The following is a 16,803-nucleotide window of genomic DNA, read 5'->3' on the forward strand; positions in this document are numbered from 1 at the left end:
ATGGCTGACAAACAAGATAACAAAACTTTTGAAGATAAAATGAACGAATTGGAAACCATCGTTAATCAACTCGAACAGGGAAATGTTTCCTTGGAAGAATCCATGGATAAATTCAAAACGGGTATTCAGTTAAGTGAACAGCTCCAAGACACGCTGACAAAGGCTGAACACACAATGGCCAAAATGATGGATAAAGATGGCAACGAAGTTGATTTTGAGGCTTCCAAAGATAAGAAGGATGATAATGATGGGAACCAAACTGACTGAGTTTGAAAACCTGTGGGTACCTAAGATTAATCAAGTCTTAGAAAACGAAATTGCGCCAGACACTGACCAGAAAACGCTGACTAACGCGATGAGTTATTCCGTCAATGCTGGCGGCAAACGATTGCGGCCACTGTTAACCTTGGCGGTCCTGACAAGTTTGGGTGATAATATTGATCACACCATTTTAAAAACAAGTTGTGCGCTTGAGCTAATGCACTCCTATTCTTTGATTCATGACGACTTACCAGCAATGGATAACGATAACCTTCGCCGGGGAAAGCCAACCAACCACGTTAAATTTGGTGCTGGAATGGCAACCTTGGCTGGGGACGGTCTTCAGCCGCTTTCTTTCCAATGGTTAGTCGACAATGATCTGGACAGTGAGACCCAAGCTGAATTGGTTTTGGCCCTTGCTAAAGCTGCCGGACCGCACGGCATGGTTTCTGGTCAAGCTGATGACATTGAATTTGAAGGAACCCGTCTGCCACTTGAAGGCCTTCAAAAATTAGACCAAAATAAAACCGGCGCTTTAATTCGGTACGCGGTTGAAGCCAGCTTGATTATGGGTCGGGTGATCCCCGAAAAGCGTCAGGCAATGTTGACATTCGCAGAAAAATTTGGTGAAGCCTACCAGATCTACGACGATATTCTTGATATCGTGGGAACTGAAGCCCAGATTGGCAAGCCGGTTCATCAAGATGCCGGCAAAAATACTTATCCAAATTTGTTGGGTTTGGATAAGTCCTATGAAATGCTTCATAAAACGGTAAAGGCTGCTCAGGATGCGCTAAGCCAGGCTGGGCGAGATTTATCAATTGATACCAGTTTGTTGAACGATTTTACCAGTTATTTTAAAAATAAGGACGAGAAATAGTATGGAAAAGCAACGAGTCGATGTATTACTAGTTACCCAGGGATTGTTTGACACCCGAGAAAAAGCCAAGCGGGCTGTTATGGCTGGTGAAATTCTGGGTGATAACGAAGAACGCTTGGATAAGCCGGGAACAAAGATTCCAGTGGATACCGATTTACATTTAAAAGGCAAACCAATGCCATATGTCAGCCGTGGTGGCTTGAAATTGGAAAAAGCTTTAAAGGTTTTCCATTTGGATGTTAAAGGTTTAACTGTTTTGGATATCGGATCATCAACTGGTGGGTTTACGGATGTCATGCTCCAAAGCGGAGCTAAAATGAGTTATGCCTTGGATGTTGGCAGCAACCAGTTGGTTTGGAAACTCCGTGAAGATCCTCGAGTGGTCGTCATGGAACACACCAATTTTAGATATAGTAAACTGGCTGACTTTACCAAAGGCCAACCAGAATTTGCTTCAATTGACGTGTCGTTTATTTCACTGGAACTCATTCTTCCGCCATTGAAAAGCATCATAAAAAAGAACGGCCACGTTGTTGCATTGATTAAACCGCAGTTTGAAGCGGGAAAATCAAACGTCGGCAAGCACGGAATTGTTAAAGATCCAGCTGTTCATAAAATGGTTTTGGAAAAGATTTTAAACTTTGCGGTCGCCAATGGCTATTCCGTTCAAAACCTTGATTTTTCACCTATTAAGGGTGGTGCAGGGAACATCGAATTTCTAGTTGAGTTGGAATCCGTTGATGAACCCGTCATGTCACCAAATGTTTCGATTGAAAAAGTCATTGAAAACGCTTATTCTGAGTTAAAGGGATCATAACCTGTATTTTTATTCAATTAATTGTTGGGGGTGTATTTCATGCGCAAAAAAGAACGCCAAAGACTCATCAAACAACTACTTACAAGTAATAATATTCAAAGACAGGAAGACTTTGTTGCTCTTTTGGATAAACAGGGAATCAAAGTGACTCAAGCGACGGTTTCCAGAGATATTAAAGATATGCAGCTGGTCAAAGTACCTTCTGTTACCGGGGGGTATCGATACAGCCTGCCAACCCGGAAAAATATTGACACAGAAAAAAAGTTGGTCCAAACGATTCGCGATTCGTTTGTATCTGTCGATTCTCAGGACAAACTGGTTTTCTTGAAAGTTCTTCCCGGCAGTGGGCCGGTTATATCCAGTCTGATGTATCAAATGAACTATAGTGGTATTTTTGGCACCATCGGTGATGACAATACTGTCTTAATTATTGGCAAAACCGAAGAAGATGCCCTTAACGTCAGAAATCAGATTAATGGCATGTTGGGCACTGATTAATAATCATTGAGAGGTTTAATCCATGTTACTTGAATTATCAATTACTGATTTTGCAATAATTGAACATTTGGATATCGATTTCCAGTCGGGGATGACTGTCTTAACTGGTGAAACCGGTGCTGGTAAATCGATTATTATTGATGCCGTGGGGCTTTTGGTTGGCGGACGAGGGTCACATGACCTTATTCGGACCGGAGCCTCTAAAGCTGTTATCCAAGGAAACTTTATCCTTCACGAAGATAATCCTACATATAGTGTCCTTGATGATCTTGGGATTGATCACAGTGACAGCAACGTTATCATTGAACGTGTCATTTTTGCAAACGGTCGAAATAGCTCCCGGGTAAACGGCATTATGGTTAACATTGCTACTTTAAAGCGAATTGGCGAGACAATTGTGGACATTCAGGGTCAAAACGATCATCAGGAGTTAATGCGTCCTGAACGTCATATCCAGTTGTTGGATGATTTTGCCGAAGATGAATTGACACCGATCCTACAAAGTTATCAGGAAAAGTATGATCAATTTATCAAATTGCGAAACCTTAACGAGAAAAAGCACCAAAATGAAAAAGAGTGGGCCCAAAGAGTCGACATGCTGAAATTTCAAATCAAAGAAATTGAAGCAGCGGACCTTCATGCAAATGAAGATACAGATTTAGTTGCCGAACGAGATCGATTAAATAATTTCCAGAAAATTCACGACGCTCTTCTAGCCAGTTATGAGGGTATTAACGGTGATGAAGATGCCAGTGGATCAATAGACTCGATCGGATCAGCAATGAGCTCAATGCAAGATATAGAGGATCTTGATCCGGAATTTAAGCAAATTTCAGATAATCTTTCGGGGGCGTTCTTTGCCCTTCAAGATGTCGCCAGTCAAATATCTGATCAGTTAAGCAACCTTGAATTTGACCAGGACCGATTAGACCAGGTTCAGCAGCGATTAAACACGATTTATCAGCTAAAGCATAAATATGGTGATTCCGTCTCCCAGATTTTGGAGTATCTTGCCAAAATCAAGCATGAATTGAAGCAGATGTCAGGGGATGCTGCGGCTAACGATGACCTTGATAAGCAGCTTGCTGCCATCAAGGCTGATTTGATTAAGGCCGCCACCCAAATCACCAAGATTCGACAAAAGTGGGCCAAAAAGCTTGAAAAAGCCGTTCATAAACAATTATCAGATCTGTATATGGATAAGGCGGTTTTTGAAGTTAATATCCAGCAAAACCGAACGCTTAATCGTTTAGGCGCTGATAAAGTTGAATTCTATATTCAGACCAATCCAGGAGAAAAAATGCTGCCGCTAGTCAAATCCGCATCCGGTGGTGAATTATCCCGGATTATGTTAGCGTTAAAGACCATGTTTGCCAAAGCGGCCGGCGTTACATCAATTATCTTTGATGAAGTTGATACCGGCGTGTCCGGTCGAGTTGCTCAAGCAATTGGGAACAAGATATACACCATCTCTCAAAAGTCCCAAGTCTTGTGCATTACGCATCTTCCACAAGTGGCGGCTATGAGTGACCATCATTACTTTATTGAAAAGCAAATCAGCCACAACCGGACAACCACAACCATTACTGAGCTCAACGCAGCTCAAAGTGTTGCGGAAATTTCCAGAATGTTGTCTGGAACTGCCATTACTAAATTAACCAAAGAACATGCCGGTGAATTGATTCGCCTGGCAGATGATGAGAAGAAAAAGATTCAAGCATAAAAAAAGCACCAACACGTTGATTGTGTTGGTGCTTATCATTTAATTGATCCAGTCAGAAGCTAATATTTCTTGATTGCTTTTATTTCTGAGATTCTGACAATCCGAGTCAATCGATTATCATCAGATTTGAGTATATAGCGATCTGTCGAAATCTTGGAAAGATAGCCGGACTGTTCTTCGTCCTGATCGTTAAATTCGATTGTGATAGGGAAGCCCTCATCAAGGGTTTGTTTAATGAAATAGTTAATCTGGAAGGTCGACATTTGCTTAATCTGTCGCGTGTTTCGAACGATTTCGAAGAAACGGTCATAGTTGTTTTTGAACGTTCTGGTAATTTCTGATAAGTAAGATTGTTTGTTTTGCATTTTGTTCACCCCGAACATTTGTTTGTGGTTTCATTATACGAACATTCGTTCGAATGTGCAACCCTTAACCTTAAATTTCTTAAATCAGCGTCCAGGACTTGTCAAACAACCCAAAAAGGGCGATAATAATGGGTACTACAAATAATTGAAGGGATTTTATCGATGGCTAAAAGAGGAATGTTAATTGTTTTATCAGGACCGTCCGGAGTTGGTAAAGGAACGGTACGAAAAGCGTTATTCGAGGAACCGGATGTTGATTTTGAATATTCGACTTCAATGACGACTAGAAAACCGCGCCCTGGTGAAAAAAACGGTGTCGATTATTATTTTGTTTCTAAAGAACAGTTTGAAGAAAACATTCAAAATGGTGAAATGCTTGAATACGCCAAGTATGTTGACAACTACTATGGCACGCCTTTAAAATATGTTAATGAAACATTGGAATCCGGCAAAGATGTTTTTCTTGAAATCGAAGTTAATGGTGCTATGCAGGTTCGTGCAAACGTTCCTGATGCTGTCTTTGTCTTTTTGACCCCACCAGATCTGATGGAACTTAAGCATCGTCTGGTTGGTCGTGGAACTGACAAGATGGATGTCATTAATAAGCGAATCAAAAAAGCTGTTGGCGAAATCAGCATGATGCGAAATTATGATTATGCTGTTTTAAACGACAAGGTTCCTTTGGCTGTTGACCGAATCAAGTCAATTATTAGAAGTGAACGATTAAAAGTTGCTCGGGTAATGCCCGATTATGAATCAATGTTAGGAGATAAATAATATGTTACTTTACCCATCCGTTGATAAATTATTAGATCAAATCGATTCCCGTTACTCATTGATTGCATTGGCAAGCAAACGGGCCCATGAATTGGACGCAGGCGCAAAACCATTGCTTGATAGCTACAAATCTCAAAAATCCGTTGGTAAGGCGTTGGAAGAAATCGCTGCCGGCGTATTAAAGATTGATCCTAAGGGAAAAGATTTTGAATAACATTTGAAAATGAAAGGACTGGAGCAAAACAGATGTTTTGCCTTCAGTCCTTTTTTCACGTTGACTGTATTCTTTGATGAATATCGGACTTACGCCAATTTTTAGAGTGCTTCTTATTTTTATCTGCCTCAGATTTGGTACAATAAAAGATGAAATCTGAAACGGGGTGAAAGAATGTTTGAAAACAAGAATGTTGCGGTGTTCGTCACTGGAAGCATTGCTGTATACAAATCATTGACATTGGTTCGGCAACTGGTGAAAAATCACAATCAGGTTCACGTCATTATGAGTGAAGCTGCCCAGAAATTTGTGACACCTTTAGCTTTCCAAACTGTCAGCAAGAATCATGTATTAACGAATGATTTTACCAGCAGCGATCCGACAATCATCCCCCACGTAAGCATCGCGGACACAAGTGATTTAGCAATTGTTGCGCCGGCATCGGCAAATACGATTGCCAAGATGGCTAATGGGATAGCTGACAATGTTGTCAGCTCGACTTTATTGACCATGTCGACACCAGTGTTTGTCGTTCCGGCTATGAATACGCACATGCTAAGCAATTTTGCCACCCAGCATAATTTAACGGTTTTAAAAGACGCCGGCATTCATGTCATGGATCCGGCAGAAGGCTTTTTAGCAGAAGGCTATTCCGGTAAAGGCCGAATGCCTGAACCAAAGGACATTTTAGACTGGGTTGATCACTCGTTTAGTTCAAACGGTCAGTCTTTGGCAGGCAAAAAAGTTGTGGTCACCGCTGGTGGAACTCGTGAGCCTTTAGACCCTGTTCGATACCTCACCAATCATTCATCTGGAAAAATGGGGTTTGCAGTTGCTGAAGCGGCCAAAAATGCCGGCGCAGAAGTTACCTTAATTGCTGCCAATCCATTGAAGACCATTCCAACAGATCTTCATGTTATCCAAGTTGAAACAGCCTCAGAATTACTAAAAACAGTTAAGGAACAGTTTCGGGATGCCGACATTCTCGTGATGGCTGCCGCCGTTGCAGATTATCGACCTGCCACGGTTGCTGATAAAAAAATTAAAAAAACTGCTGACAATGAAACAATGACATTGAAGCTGGTTAGAAATCCAGACATTTTAAAAGAAGTTTCTTCTATTAAGAAACCCGGCCAATTTGTAACCGGGTTTGCTGCTGAAACCAATGATTTAATTGCCAATGCTGAGAAGAAAATCAAGTCAAAGAAGCTTGACCTCATCGTTGCCAATGACGTTTCTCAAGCTGGTATCGGCTTTAATGCCGACAACAACCAAGTCACGTTCTTATTTGCTGATGGGAGAAAAGTTAAGACTCCCATTGAAAGTAAGCAAAAGATTGCTACAAAATTAATCAGTATTATTTCAAACGAATTTCAAGAATAAATGAAAGGAGGATCCGCTTTGCAGGTTGCTCAAGTCATTGTTGACGTGCCAACACGTCAAACCAACAGTCCGTTTAGCTATGCTATTCCGGATAATTTAGCTGATCAAATTCAACCGGGCATGCGGGTTCAGGTTCCTTTTGGCAACCGGAAAATTACCGGTTTTGTTGTTGGAATTTCGGATAAGTCCAGCTTTGAAGGTAAACTCAAGCCAATTTCGGATTTAATTGATTTATATCCGGTCATTAATCCTGAACTGCTTGATTTAGCTGCATGGATGGCGGATCAGACATATTCGTTTAAAATCAGCTGTCTGCAGACCATGCTGCCTGGTGGGATGCGGACAAAGAACAAAAAGAAATTGATAGCGACAAGCCAACAGATTTGTGACCAGTATCCGGCCATTTTCCATGGCCAACGGGTTGTTGACTATGATCGACAAAATTTTGATAATCAAAGTTTATCAACAATTCTTAAGCTTCAAAAAAATGGTGACATTTCCGTTGAGTATGATTTAACCAACCATTCCAAGCCGATCATGTTAAAGGCATATCAAGGCAACCTTGATGATCAACAGATAGCCGATGCACTTAAAACGGTTCGAAAAAATGCGGTTGGCCAAATTAAACTGTTGAATCTCCTGAAAAGCCATTCAAAAGATGCTTTTCTGGTATCAAAATGGGAATCGATGGGGGTTACGTCGAGTACCCTTAAAGGTGCTGAAAAGAAGGGCTGGGTAACGGCGACTTTAAAACGCCATGTCCGAAATCCGTTTTTACGACCGGTAAAGCCTAGTCAACCATTTAAATTGCATCCTGATCAGCAAAAAGCAGTGGAATCGGTTAACCACGCCATTTCAAGTAAAAAAGATCAGGTATTCTTACTTGAAGGTGTCACAGGATCCGGCAAAACGGAGGTTTATCTTCAATCAATTGCCCATGCACTTGAAATGGGAAGAACCGCTTTAATGCTGGTACCCGAAATTACCTTAACGCCTCAAATAGTCGGCAGAATCCGTAGTCGATTTGGCAATCAGGTAGCAATGCTGCACAGTGCCATGTCCAATGGTGAACGCTATGATGAATGGCAGCGGATTAACCGGGGCAAGGCCAAAGTGGTCGTAGGCGTTCGTTCAGCCGTATTTGCACCCCTAAAGAATATCGGCTTAATTATCATGGATGAGGAACATGACAGCAGTTATAAGCAAGCTGACAATCCCAGGTACCAAACCCGGGATGTTGCCAAATGGCGGGCAGCTTACAATCATTGTCCGGTTGTGTTGGGAAGTGCCACGCCGTCTCTGGAATCCCGTGCACGGGCAATGAAGGGTGTTTATACATTGCTCAGCCTGCCACATCGAATCAACCGTCATGCTTTGCCGCACGTTTCAATTGTTGATATGAAAACTGAAATGGCAAAACACCAAAGTGCATTGTCAACCCAGCTGGCTGATGCCATTCAGGACCGTTTGGACAAGCACGAACAAATTATTCTTTTGCTAAATCGGCGGGGCTATTCGGCATTCCTGATGTGTCGGGATTGCGGTTACGTTCCCCGATGCCCCAACTGTGATATTTCACTGACGATGCACAAAGATACCCATACGCTCAATTGCCATTACTGTGGCCATAAAGAGCCGATTCCGACGATGTGTCCGAAGTGTCACAGTAAACGAATCCGTTTCTATGGCATGGGCAGTCAACAACTCGAAGAGCAGGTCAAGAATATGTTTCCAACGGCCCGAGTTTTGCGCATGGATGTTGATACAACCCGAAAGAAGGGCTCCCATGAGGCCATTATTGATAAATTTGGTGCTCACAAGGCAGATATCCTGTTAGGAACCCAAATGATCGCCAAGGGCCTGGACTTCCCGGAAGTTACCCTGGTAGGTGTTTTAAACGCCGACTCAGCTTTGCAATTTCCTGATTTCAGATCCAGTGAGCGGACATTTGAGCTTTTAACTCAGGTGTCAGGCCGATCGGGACGGGCTGATAAGACTGGTGAAGTCATCATTCAGACGTTTAACCCTGATCACTACGCCATTCGGCTTGCCCAGACGCAAGACTATGAGAAGTTTTATGCCACCGAAATGCGGGTTAGACACGAGGGTAAATATCCACCATATTATTACACGGTTAAGCTCACTGGAAATTCTCCCAGTGAGAATCAAACGGCTTCGGAAATGTTTGGGATCATGAATTTTCTCAAGAAAAATTTATCTCCGAAAGCCATTATTTTAGGGCCAACGCCAAAAACGATTACCCGAATTAACAACCGGTATTATTATCAAATTATTATAAAATATCGTAAGGAACCCACTCTCAAAGCAACTTTGGACGATGTCTTGGTTCAATCACAAAAGAATCAGCGCCAGGGCATTCAAATTGCGATTGATAATGAGCCTTTAGACTTTATGTAATTGCATCATGAAAGGAAACGATTAATTTGACGACAGTTGTATTTATGGGAACGCCAGCTTTTGCGGTTCCAGTTTTACAAGGATTGCTTGATAAAAAATATGATATTTTATGTGTCGTCACCCAGCCCGACAGGCCGGTTGGCAGAAAACATAAAATTTCGCAGAGTCCGGTTAAACAAGCCGCAGTAAAGAACAATATTCCGGTCTTTCAGCCAGAAAAGTTAAGCGGCAGTCCGGAAATGCAGCGGGTAATTGATTTTCACCCGGACTTGATTGTGACAGCTGCTTACGGGCAGTTCCTACCAACCAAGATGTTAAACGCAGTTAAGATTGCTTCCGTCAATGTTCACGGTTCACTGCTGCCTAAATATCGTGGCGGCGCACCGGTCCAATATGCCATCATGAACGGTGACAAAGAAACCGGAATCAGTCTTATCTACATGGTTAAAAAGATGGATGCAGGTGATATTTTATCTCAAAAAGCTGTCAAAATTGAAGATGATGACGACACGGAATCCATGTTTAAAAAGCTCAGTTTTGTGGGCAGAGACCTCCTCTTGGAAACATTACCCAAAGTTATTTCCGGAGACGTTGCACCGGTTCCCCAAGATGAAAGTCAAGTTGTCTTTTCACCAAATATCAAACCTGACGAAGAGATCCTGGACTTCAGTCAAACTGCTTTTATGATCAATGCCAAGATTCGTGCATTGCGTCCGGACCCGGTCGCTTATACAATGATTAATGATAAGCGAACCAAGATCTGGAAAGCTGAAGTGATCGATCAGCACACTGATTTACAACCGGGATCAGTCGTTGAAAAAACGAAGCATCAATTATTATTGTCCGCAGGTAAGGGAACGGTTCTTTCAATTCTGGAAATTCAGCCCGCAGGCAAACCAAAACAACAAATAACAGACTACTTAAATGGGATTGGCCAGTCACTTAAAGTTGGCCAACAGGTGATTAAATAAATGAAATATACAACAAATAATCCACGCCAACTTGCCGTTATGACATTGGTTCGTACAAGCAATGGTTCATATTCAAATCTTCAAATTAACGCCGTTATTCAATCAACATCGATGGGGAATGCCGATAAGGCACTATTTACCAACATCGTATACGGCGTCATTCAACACCGACTGACTTTAGAGTACAAATTAAAGCCATTCTTACGTGAACCCGAGAAGACAGAAACTTGGGTAAAAGAATTGCTTTACACAGCAATGTATCAGCTTGAATATCTCGACCGAGTTCCAAAGCGGGCGATTTTTGATGAAACCATTAAGATTGCCAAAGTAATGGGTCATGATGGAACCAGACGATTTGTAACCGGAATTCTTCATCAAATGGATCGTAAGGGAACTCCTAATTTGAATGATATTCAAGACGAAAAGACCCGCTTATCAATTGAATACAGTGTGCCAACATGGTTGGTCGGCATGCTGGAAGACCAACTTGGAAAGGAAAAGACGGCTTCAATTCTTGCATCCCTCAACAAGGCACCTAAACAATCGGTCAGAGCAAATATTGCCAAAATTTCTCAGGCAGATTTACTGCAGGACTTGGAAAAAGACGGCTTTGATGCCGAACCAAGTAAAGTTTCCAGTGAAGGAATCATCATTAAAGACGGTCAAATTATTCACAGCAGCTTCTTCTCAGACGGCTTATTAACAATTCAGGATGAAAGTGCTATGTTACCAGTCGAATCAATGAATATTTCACCATCGGACAACATTTTGGATGCATGTAGTGCGCCTGGTGGTAAAACCACTCAAATTGCTAGCCGTTTGGATGGTGGCAAGGTATTTGCACTTGATATTCACAAGAACAAATTAAAGACGGTTCAACGGAACGCAACTCGCTTGGGTCTGTACAAGAAGGTTGAAACCTTTGAATTGGATGCAAGAAAAGTTGACTCAAAGTTCGAAGATGGCATGTTTGACAGCATCTTAGTTGATGCGCCATGTTCCGGATTGGGATTGCTTCGAAGAAAGCCGGAAATCCGTTACGACAAAACGATTGCCGACGTTAACCGGCTAAGTGAAATTCAGCTGCAGATTTTAAACGCTGTTTCATCCAAAGTTAAAACTGGTGGCACTATTACATATAGTACATGCACAATCGTCAAACAAGAGAACCAAGACGTGATTGCGAAATTTATCACAGAAAATCCTAATTTTGAAGTCACCAAAACAAAGACCGATATGAACTTGAATCCAGATAGCGACATGGTTCAGATTTATCCCGATGACTATGATTCAGACGGATTCTTTGTTTGTTCTCTTACTCGGAAATCATAACGGAGTTGATCAATTTGCAAATTGCTTATCAATCCTCGACTGGCAAAGTTCGTGACAAGAACGAAGATGCAGTCGGTGCGTTCAAAAATCAAGATGGCTTAGTTTTAGCACTAATTACGGATGGAATTGGTGGAAATAACGCCGGTGAAGTGGCTTCTCAAATGGTTGTAACGCACATGGGAGAGGCTTTTGAAGAGACGGCAATTTCCAGTTTGGATGAAATTGAAACCTGGTTTGAAAATCAACTTGCCAAGGAAAATACCGCAATTATCGATGAGTCAAATACCGATACGCGCTTGCACGGAATGGGCACAACAATTGTTGCGGCGCTAATTGACGGCAAGCAAAGCTTAATTGCCAATATTGGTGACAGCCGGGGTTATGTCTACTCAAATGGTCAGTTTACTCAAATTACAGAAGACCATTCATACGTTAACGAACTCGTTAAGCATGGGGATATTACCCCTGATCAGGCAAAAACCAATCCATACAAAAATATTATTACCAAGAGCTTGGGGATTAATAATGATTCGGCAGCCGACTTCAAGCCATATACTGCCAAGCCTGGCGATCAAATTATGCTTTGCACGGATGGTTTAACCAACATGGTTGACGATTCCGATATTGAAAAAGTTTTGTCAATGGATGAAGAACTCCAGTCCAAGTGCGATATGTTGATCTCGATGGCTAATGAAAATGGCGGCTTGGACAATATTACCGTCTTACTTGCCCGATATGATTCGGAGGTGACATCCGATGAATAAGGGTTATGTATTAAATGGCAGATATGAAATCATTGGTCGTTTGGGCGAAGGCGGAATGGCTGACGTCTATTTGGCTGAGGATTTAATTCTCAAGCGAAAAGTTGCCGTAAAATTGTTGCGGCTGGATTTTCGTGACAACCCCAAAGCTAAGAAACGGTTTCAGCATGAGGCCATGGCTGCAACTCAGCTCGATAATCCTCACATTGTCGGCATTTATGATGTCGATGAGGTTGAGGGGATGCAGTACTTGGTCATGGAGTACGTCGATGGGGAAGATCTCAAGGAATATATCAAAGACAGCTTTCCGATTCCTTACGCCGAAGTCGTCAATATTATGGAACAGATTTGCTCCGCTGTGAGTGAAGCTCATCGACACAATATTATTCATCGTGATTTAAAACCCCAAAATATTTTAGTTGATAAAAATGGCTATATTAAGATTACCGACTTTGGTATTTCCAGAGCTGGTAGTGAAGACACGATGACCCAAACAAGATCCATTATTGGGTCGATTCATTACTTGTCACCGGAACAAATTAAAGGCCAGATGGCGACTGCTCGTTCGGACATTTATTCTTTGGGAATCATTTTATATGAGATTTTGACTGGCAAAGTCCCATTTAACGGTGATACGGCGGTTTCAATTGCGATTAAGCATTCACAAACCCCGATGCCGTTTGTCCGGGACTTTGACCCGCGAATCCCACAAGCATTGGAAAATGTTGTTCTCAAAGCAACCGCCAAGAACCCTGACGATCGTTATCAGAGTGTTAATGAAATGGCAGCGGATCTCAACACTTCTTTGGACAAGTCTCGGGCTAACGAGCCCAGGTTCACGGTTGAACCCCCTGCAGACACAGCTAACGAAGAAACAAGGGTGATGCCCTTTGGCCCTTTGAACGAGACGAATGCATCAGCCGATGCCAATCCCGCCAAAAGAGAACCGAACAACGATCATCCGGATGCTGAAAAAAATGACAAGAAGCCCAAAAAGAAACACCGTCGTCGCTGGTTGATCATTGGCGGCATTATCGGCCTGTTGGTTATCATCATCGCATTTCTGATGATCATGACAGCTACCGGTAAAACGACGGTCCCAGTTGTCTCCGGAACCTTGGAAACCGAGGCGGAGTCAAAGATCAAGGATGCCGGTTTAACGGTTGGTGATGTCAAATATCAAAGCAGCACCAAAATCGATCGTCACCGGGTCATTAGTTCCAGTCCTAAAGAAGAAACAAAGGTTAAAAAGGGGACAAAAGTCAATTTGGTTGTTAGTTCGGGTCCTCGAATGGTTCTGGTTGGCAATTATGTTGGCCAAAAGTTCGATGTTGTTAAACAAAAACTTGAAGATGAAGGATTCACCGTCCACAAGCGAAATGCACCATCCGGTTCATTCCAGTCTGGTCGGATCCTCCAACAGGACTTTCAAGCTGACAAACGTTTCAACCCGAATACCAAGACATTAACATTTGTCGTCTCAACCGGTGTTAAACGAATTACGCTGAAAGATTTGACCGGCATGACCAAATCACAAGTGATTGCTTATGCAAATAAAGTCGAAATCAATCCAACTTTTGACTACACATATTCAAGTGACCAGCCAAAAGGCCGAGTCGTTCGTCAGTCGCCAAACGCGAATGAGTCAATCCAACAGGGCGGCAACGTTGCTGTTTGGATCTCTCGGGGAACAAAGAAGGATAGTTCTGATGAACTAAAGAGCTTCAACACACGGATTACGATTCCGTATCTTCAAGAAACCGATACAACGGACGCCTCATCCAGTTCAGCATTAGATGAAAGTGGGGCATCTGATGAGTCATCTGCCGATAATAACAGTGGATCCAATGAAAACGTTGTACTGATTTACTTAAAGGATCACGATCACAGCTTATCCAATGTATACAAGCAAATGGTCATCACAAAAGATACCCAAGTCGTCTTGCCATTTAAACTGACCAATAACGAAGTTGGTAAGTACAAAGTGGTTCGAGATGGCAAAACAATCATGCGCGACAATAATGTCACGTACGATTCACATTAATAATTACTGCAAATTAAAGTCACTTCTCTTATAATAAAGGGGAAGTGACTTTTTTATCGAGGTGATCAATTGAAACAAGGAAAGATTTTTCAATCTTTGAGTGGCTTTTACGATGTCCATTCAGAGGGTAAAGTTTATCGAACTCGTGCCAGGGGGAATTTTCGCAAACGCAAAATTACACCATTGGTTGGTGATGACGTTGAGTTCCAAGTTGAAGATGAGAACAAAGGTTACATACTAAAAATGCTCCCAAGAAAAAATTCGTTGGTCCGACCGCCAATTGCTAATATTGATCAGGCAATTGTTGCAACGGCAACGACTCAACCGGAGTTTTCCAGTAATTTACTTGATCGTCAGTTGATTGCGCTTGAAATCAGCGGCATCACACCGATTATTTATTTTACTAAAACTGATTTGTTAAATGACAAGCAGATGGCTTATTTTAAAGAATTGGCGGCAGATTATGCCAAAATTCCTTATGACGTGATATTACCTGACAAGGCCTTTGATGAAAATTCATTGGACCATTTGCGTCAATTGTTTTCAGGTAAAGAAAATGTGATAATGGGACAGACAGGTGCCGGTAAGTCGACACTTCTCAATCATCTGGCGCCTGATTTGAAATTGGCAACCGGAGAAATTTCCATGGCCCTGAATCGTGGAAAGCATACGACTCGAAAAGTTGCCCTGATGCGGGTAAATGATGGGTATATTGCTGATACACCGGGATTCTCTTCGTATGATACCCTGGAGATCGATTATCGAGAGCTGGGCAGCTACTTTCCTGAATTCAAACGGGCATCCGTTAAGTGCCGATTCAGGGGATGCGCCCACGTCAACGAACCTGATTGTGAAGTTAAAAAGGAAGTTGCCGATGGTCAAATTATGGAAAGCCGATATGAAAATTATCTCCAGTTATATACCGACATCAAAAATCGGAAACCAAATTATAAAAAGTGAGGAAGTTCATTATGATTAAAGTTGCGCCTTCAATTTTAAGTGCTGATTATGTTAATTTACAAAAGGATATTGAAAAGGTTGATAAAGGTGGAGCAGAAGTGCTTCATATTGATATCATGGATGGTCAATTTGTTCCGGCATTGTCTTATGGTCCTGGTTGGGTCAAAGCCATTCGTCCAATTACCAAGATGACCTTGGACGTTCACATGATGGTTGAATCACCAGAACGGTTTATTGATCAATTTGCCGACGCCGGTGCTGACATCATTGGGGTCCATGTTGAAGCAACCCCTCACATTCACCGGGCATTGCAAATGATCAAGAACAAGGGTGTTAAAGCTGAAGTTGTTATTAACCCTGGAACACCGGTTTCTGCAATTACCCCTGTGCTTTACATGGTTGATCAAGTCTTGGTTATGACTGTTAACCCTGGCTTTGGCGGTCAAAAGTTCTTACCAGAAACGGTCAAGAAGATCGCTGAATTAAATGAAATCAAGAAGTCACAAAACCTCAACTTTGATATTGAAATTGACGGTGGTGTAAACGATCATACCGTTGTTGGCGCCTATAAAGCCGGTGCGACAGTTGCTGTTGCAGGGTCATACGTCTTTGATGCTGACGATCCTGTCAGCCGAATCAAAGCCATTAAGGATGCGACGAAGTAAATGAAAGTATTAAATTTGTTAGTTGGCGGTCCAATCGACCTCTGGCCTGATGAATTGAAAAATGGCCAGATCAAGGGCGACTGGATTGGTATTGATAGGGGCAATCTTCATTTAATTGATATGGGAATTGACCCGCTGGTTGCAATTGGCGACTTTGATTCACTGAAACCCGAAGAACTTCAGTTGGTTCGCAGTCATATCAAAGATATTCGGCAATCAATTCCGGAAAAAGATGATACTGATACGCAACTTGGTTTAAAGGTTGCACTGCAGGAGCACCATGCCGACCGTTTGGACATCTACGGCGCAACGGGCGGCCGCTTGGATCATTTCCTGGCAAACTTATGGATGGTCTTAGAACCCCGTTTTAAGCCGTTTGCTCCCAAGATTCGAATGATTGATAAGCAAAATACGCTGACGTTTTTCTTACCCGGTGAATACCAGATTGATAAGGAACCCGATAAAAAGTATTTGGCATTCGTGGCACTTACACCAATGGATCACTTAACCTTATTTAATGAGAAGTACAAGTTAAATGATTATCAGGTAACTCATCCTATGTCACTGGCCAGCAATGAATTTGTTGGTCAAACTGCCAAGTTTAAATTTGGCAGTGGGGTCATGTGTGTCATTCAAAGTAAAGATATTAACCGATTCAATTAATGAATTCGAAGTTATGTAAAAATAAAGGCATCTTCCAACAATAGTTGAAAGATGCCTTTATTTGAATGGGC

General features: G+C 42.1%; 17 protein-coding genes. 16 read left to right on the plus strand and 1 reads right to left on the minus strand.

Annotation, left to right across the window (positions count from 1 at the left end; translation table 11 throughout):
* Genes LKE01_RS07230 through recN form a run of 5 tightly spaced genes read left to right on the plus strand, consistent with a single transcriptional unit; the run spans window position 1 to window position 4,179 of the window.
* Window positions 1–267 (plus strand): exodeoxyribonuclease VII small subunit, encoded by a 267-nt coding sequence (locus tag LKE01_RS07230; RefSeq protein ID WP_054769428.1) that lies wholly within the window; start codon window positions 1–3, stop codon window positions 265–267.
* Window positions 248–1,141: a polyprenyl synthetase family protein gene (locus tag LKE01_RS07235; RefSeq protein WP_095344913.1), complete on the plus strand. Its 894-nt coding sequence runs from the start codon at window positions 248–250 to the stop codon at window positions 1,139–1,141. Before LKE01_RS07230 ends, LKE01_RS07235 begins: the two co-directional genes overlap by 20 nt.
* Before the next feature lies 1 nt (window position 1,142).
* Entirely contained in the window at window positions 1,143–1,958 is an 816-nt protein-coding gene (locus LKE01_RS07240) for a TlyA family RNA methyltransferase (RefSeq protein ID WP_057962229.1), read from the plus strand.
* Between the two features lie 39 nt (window positions 1,959–1,997).
* Window positions 1,998–2,456 (plus strand): arginine repressor, encoded by a 459-nt coding sequence (locus tag LKE01_RS07245; protein WP_057962230.1) that lies wholly within the window; start codon window positions 1,998–2,000, stop codon window positions 2,454–2,456.
* 22 nt (window positions 2,457–2,478) lie between these two features.
* Window positions 2,479–4,179 (plus strand): DNA repair protein RecN, encoded by a 1,701-nt coding sequence (recN, locus tag LKE01_RS07250; RefSeq protein ID WP_057962231.1) that lies wholly within the window; start codon window positions 2,479–2,481, stop codon window positions 4,177–4,179.
* A gap of 59 nt (window positions 4,180–4,238) precedes the next feature.
* On the opposite strand, the gene LKE01_RS07255 is transcribed toward recN, so the two are convergent.
* Window positions 4,239–4,544, minus strand: coding sequence for a hypothetical protein (locus LKE01_RS07255; RefSeq protein ID WP_054769427.1), 306 nt, complete (start codon window positions 4,542–4,544; stop codon window positions 4,239–4,241).
* A 162-nt stretch (window positions 4,545–4,706) separates the two neighbouring features.
* On the opposite strand from LKE01_RS07255, the gene gmk reads away from it, so the two are divergent.
* The 11 genes from gmk (at window position 4,707) to LKE01_RS07310 (ending at window position 16,732) form a co-directional block, all read left to right on the plus strand.
* A complete protein-coding gene (gene gmk / locus LKE01_RS07260) occupies window positions 4,707–5,321 on the plus strand; it encodes a guanylate kinase (RefSeq protein WP_057822642.1) in 615 nt (204 codons plus the stop codon).
* Between the two features lies 1 nt (window position 5,322).
* Complete coding sequence (gene rpoZ, locus LKE01_RS07265) at window positions 5,323–5,535, plus strand: DNA-directed RNA polymerase subunit omega (protein ID WP_054769426.1); 213 nt, start codon at window positions 5,323–5,325, stop codon at window positions 5,533–5,535.
* Window positions 5,536–5,709: 174 nt separating this feature from the next.
* The gene (coaBC, locus tag LKE01_RS07270) at window positions 5,710–6,918 is read left to right on the plus strand and encodes a bifunctional phosphopantothenoylcysteine decarboxylase/phosphopantothenate--cysteine ligase CoaBC (RefSeq protein ID WP_057962232.1); all 1,209 of its coding nucleotides are present in this window, start codon (window positions 5,710–5,712) and stop codon (window positions 6,916–6,918) included.
* An 18-nt stretch (window positions 6,919–6,936) separates the two neighbouring features.
* Complete coding sequence (gene priA / locus LKE01_RS07275; protein ID WP_057962233.1) at window positions 6,937–9,336, plus strand: primosomal protein N'; 2,400 nt, start codon at window positions 6,937–6,939, stop codon at window positions 9,334–9,336.
* A gap of 26 nt (window positions 9,337–9,362) precedes the next feature.
* Window positions 9,363–10,307: a methionyl-tRNA formyltransferase gene (gene fmt / locus LKE01_RS07280; RefSeq protein WP_057962234.1), complete on the plus strand. Its 945-nt coding sequence runs from the start codon at window positions 9,363–9,365 to the stop codon at window positions 10,305–10,307.
* Complete coding sequence (gene rsmB / locus LKE01_RS07285) at window positions 10,308–11,639, plus strand: 16S rRNA (cytosine(967)-C(5))-methyltransferase RsmB (RefSeq protein WP_057962235.1); 1,332 nt, start codon at window positions 10,308–10,310, stop codon at window positions 11,637–11,639.
* A gap of 14 nt (window positions 11,640–11,653) precedes the next feature.
* Complete coding sequence (locus LKE01_RS07290) at window positions 11,654–12,403, plus strand: Stp1/IreP family PP2C-type Ser/Thr phosphatase (RefSeq protein ID WP_054769425.1); 750 nt, start codon at window positions 11,654–11,656, stop codon at window positions 12,401–12,403.
* Window positions 12,396–14,444, plus strand: a complete 2,049-nt coding sequence (gene pknB, locus LKE01_RS07295) for a Stk1 family PASTA domain-containing Ser/Thr kinase (RefSeq protein WP_057962236.1) — start codon at window positions 12,396–12,398, stop codon at window positions 14,442–14,444. The genes LKE01_RS07290 and pknB overlap by 8 nt, the downstream gene beginning before the upstream one ends.
* Window positions 14,445–14,513: 69 nt before the next feature.
* Complete coding sequence (gene rsgA, locus LKE01_RS07300) at window positions 14,514–15,404, plus strand: ribosome small subunit-dependent GTPase A (RefSeq protein WP_057962237.1); 891 nt, start codon at window positions 14,514–14,516, stop codon at window positions 15,402–15,404.
* 11 nt (window positions 15,405–15,415) lie between these two features.
* Window positions 15,416–16,069: a ribulose-phosphate 3-epimerase gene (rpe, locus tag LKE01_RS07305; RefSeq protein WP_054769424.1), complete on the plus strand. Its 654-nt coding sequence runs from the start codon at window positions 15,416–15,418 to the stop codon at window positions 16,067–16,069.
* Entirely contained in the window at window positions 16,070–16,732 is a 663-nt protein-coding gene (locus tag LKE01_RS07310) for a thiamine diphosphokinase (protein WP_057962238.1), read from the plus strand.
* Window positions 16,733–16,803: the final 71 nt, after the last annotated feature.

This window comes from Lentilactobacillus kefiri (assembly GCF_007989105.1).
In the GTDB taxonomy this organism is placed as follows: Bacteria; Bacillota; Bacilli; order Lactobacillales; family Lactobacillaceae; genus Lentilactobacillus; species Lentilactobacillus kefiri.

Excerpts from the sequence above, each read along its gene's own strand:
- LKE01_RS07230 (WP_054769428.1), top strand. The coding sequence starts at position 1 with ATGGCTGACAAACAAGATAACAAAACTTTTGAAGATAAAATGAACGAA.
- LKE01_RS07235 (WP_095344913.1), top strand. The coding sequence starts at position 248 with ATGGGAACCAAACTGACTGAGTTTGAAAACCTGTGGGTACCTAAGATT.
- LKE01_RS07240 (WP_057962229.1), top strand. The coding sequence starts at position 1,143 with ATGGAAAAGCAACGAGTCGATGTATTACTAGTTACCCAGGGATTGTTT.
- LKE01_RS07245 (WP_057962230.1), top strand. The coding sequence starts at position 1,998 with ATGCGCAAAAAAGAACGCCAAAGACTCATCAAACAACTACTTACAAGT.
- recN (WP_057962231.1), top strand. The coding sequence starts at position 2,479 with ATGTTACTTGAATTATCAATTACTGATTTTGCAATAATTGAACATTTG.
- LKE01_RS07255 (WP_054769427.1), bottom strand. The coding sequence starts at position 4,544 with ATGCAAAACAAACAATCTTACTTATCAGAAATTACCAGAACGTTCAAA.
- gmk (WP_057822642.1), top strand. The coding sequence starts at position 4,707 with ATGGCTAAAAGAGGAATGTTAATTGTTTTATCAGGACCGTCCGGAGTT.
- rpoZ (WP_054769426.1), top strand. The coding sequence starts at position 5,323 with ATGTTACTTTACCCATCCGTTGATAAATTATTAGATCAAATCGATTCC.
- coaBC (WP_057962232.1), top strand. The coding sequence starts at position 5,710 with ATGTTTGAAAACAAGAATGTTGCGGTGTTCGTCACTGGAAGCATTGCT.
- rsmB (WP_057962235.1), top strand. The coding sequence starts at position 10,308 with ATGAAATATACAACAAATAATCCACGCCAACTTGCCGTTATGACATTG.
- pknB (WP_057962236.1), top strand. The coding sequence starts at position 12,396 with ATGAATAAGGGTTATGTATTAAATGGCAGATATGAAATCATTGGTCGT.
- rpe (WP_054769424.1), top strand. The coding sequence starts at position 15,416 with ATGATTAAAGTTGCGCCTTCAATTTTAAGTGCTGATTATGTTAATTTA.
- LKE01_RS07310 (WP_057962238.1), top strand. The coding sequence starts at position 16,070 with ATGAAAGTATTAAATTTGTTAGTTGGCGGTCCAATCGACCTCTGGCCT.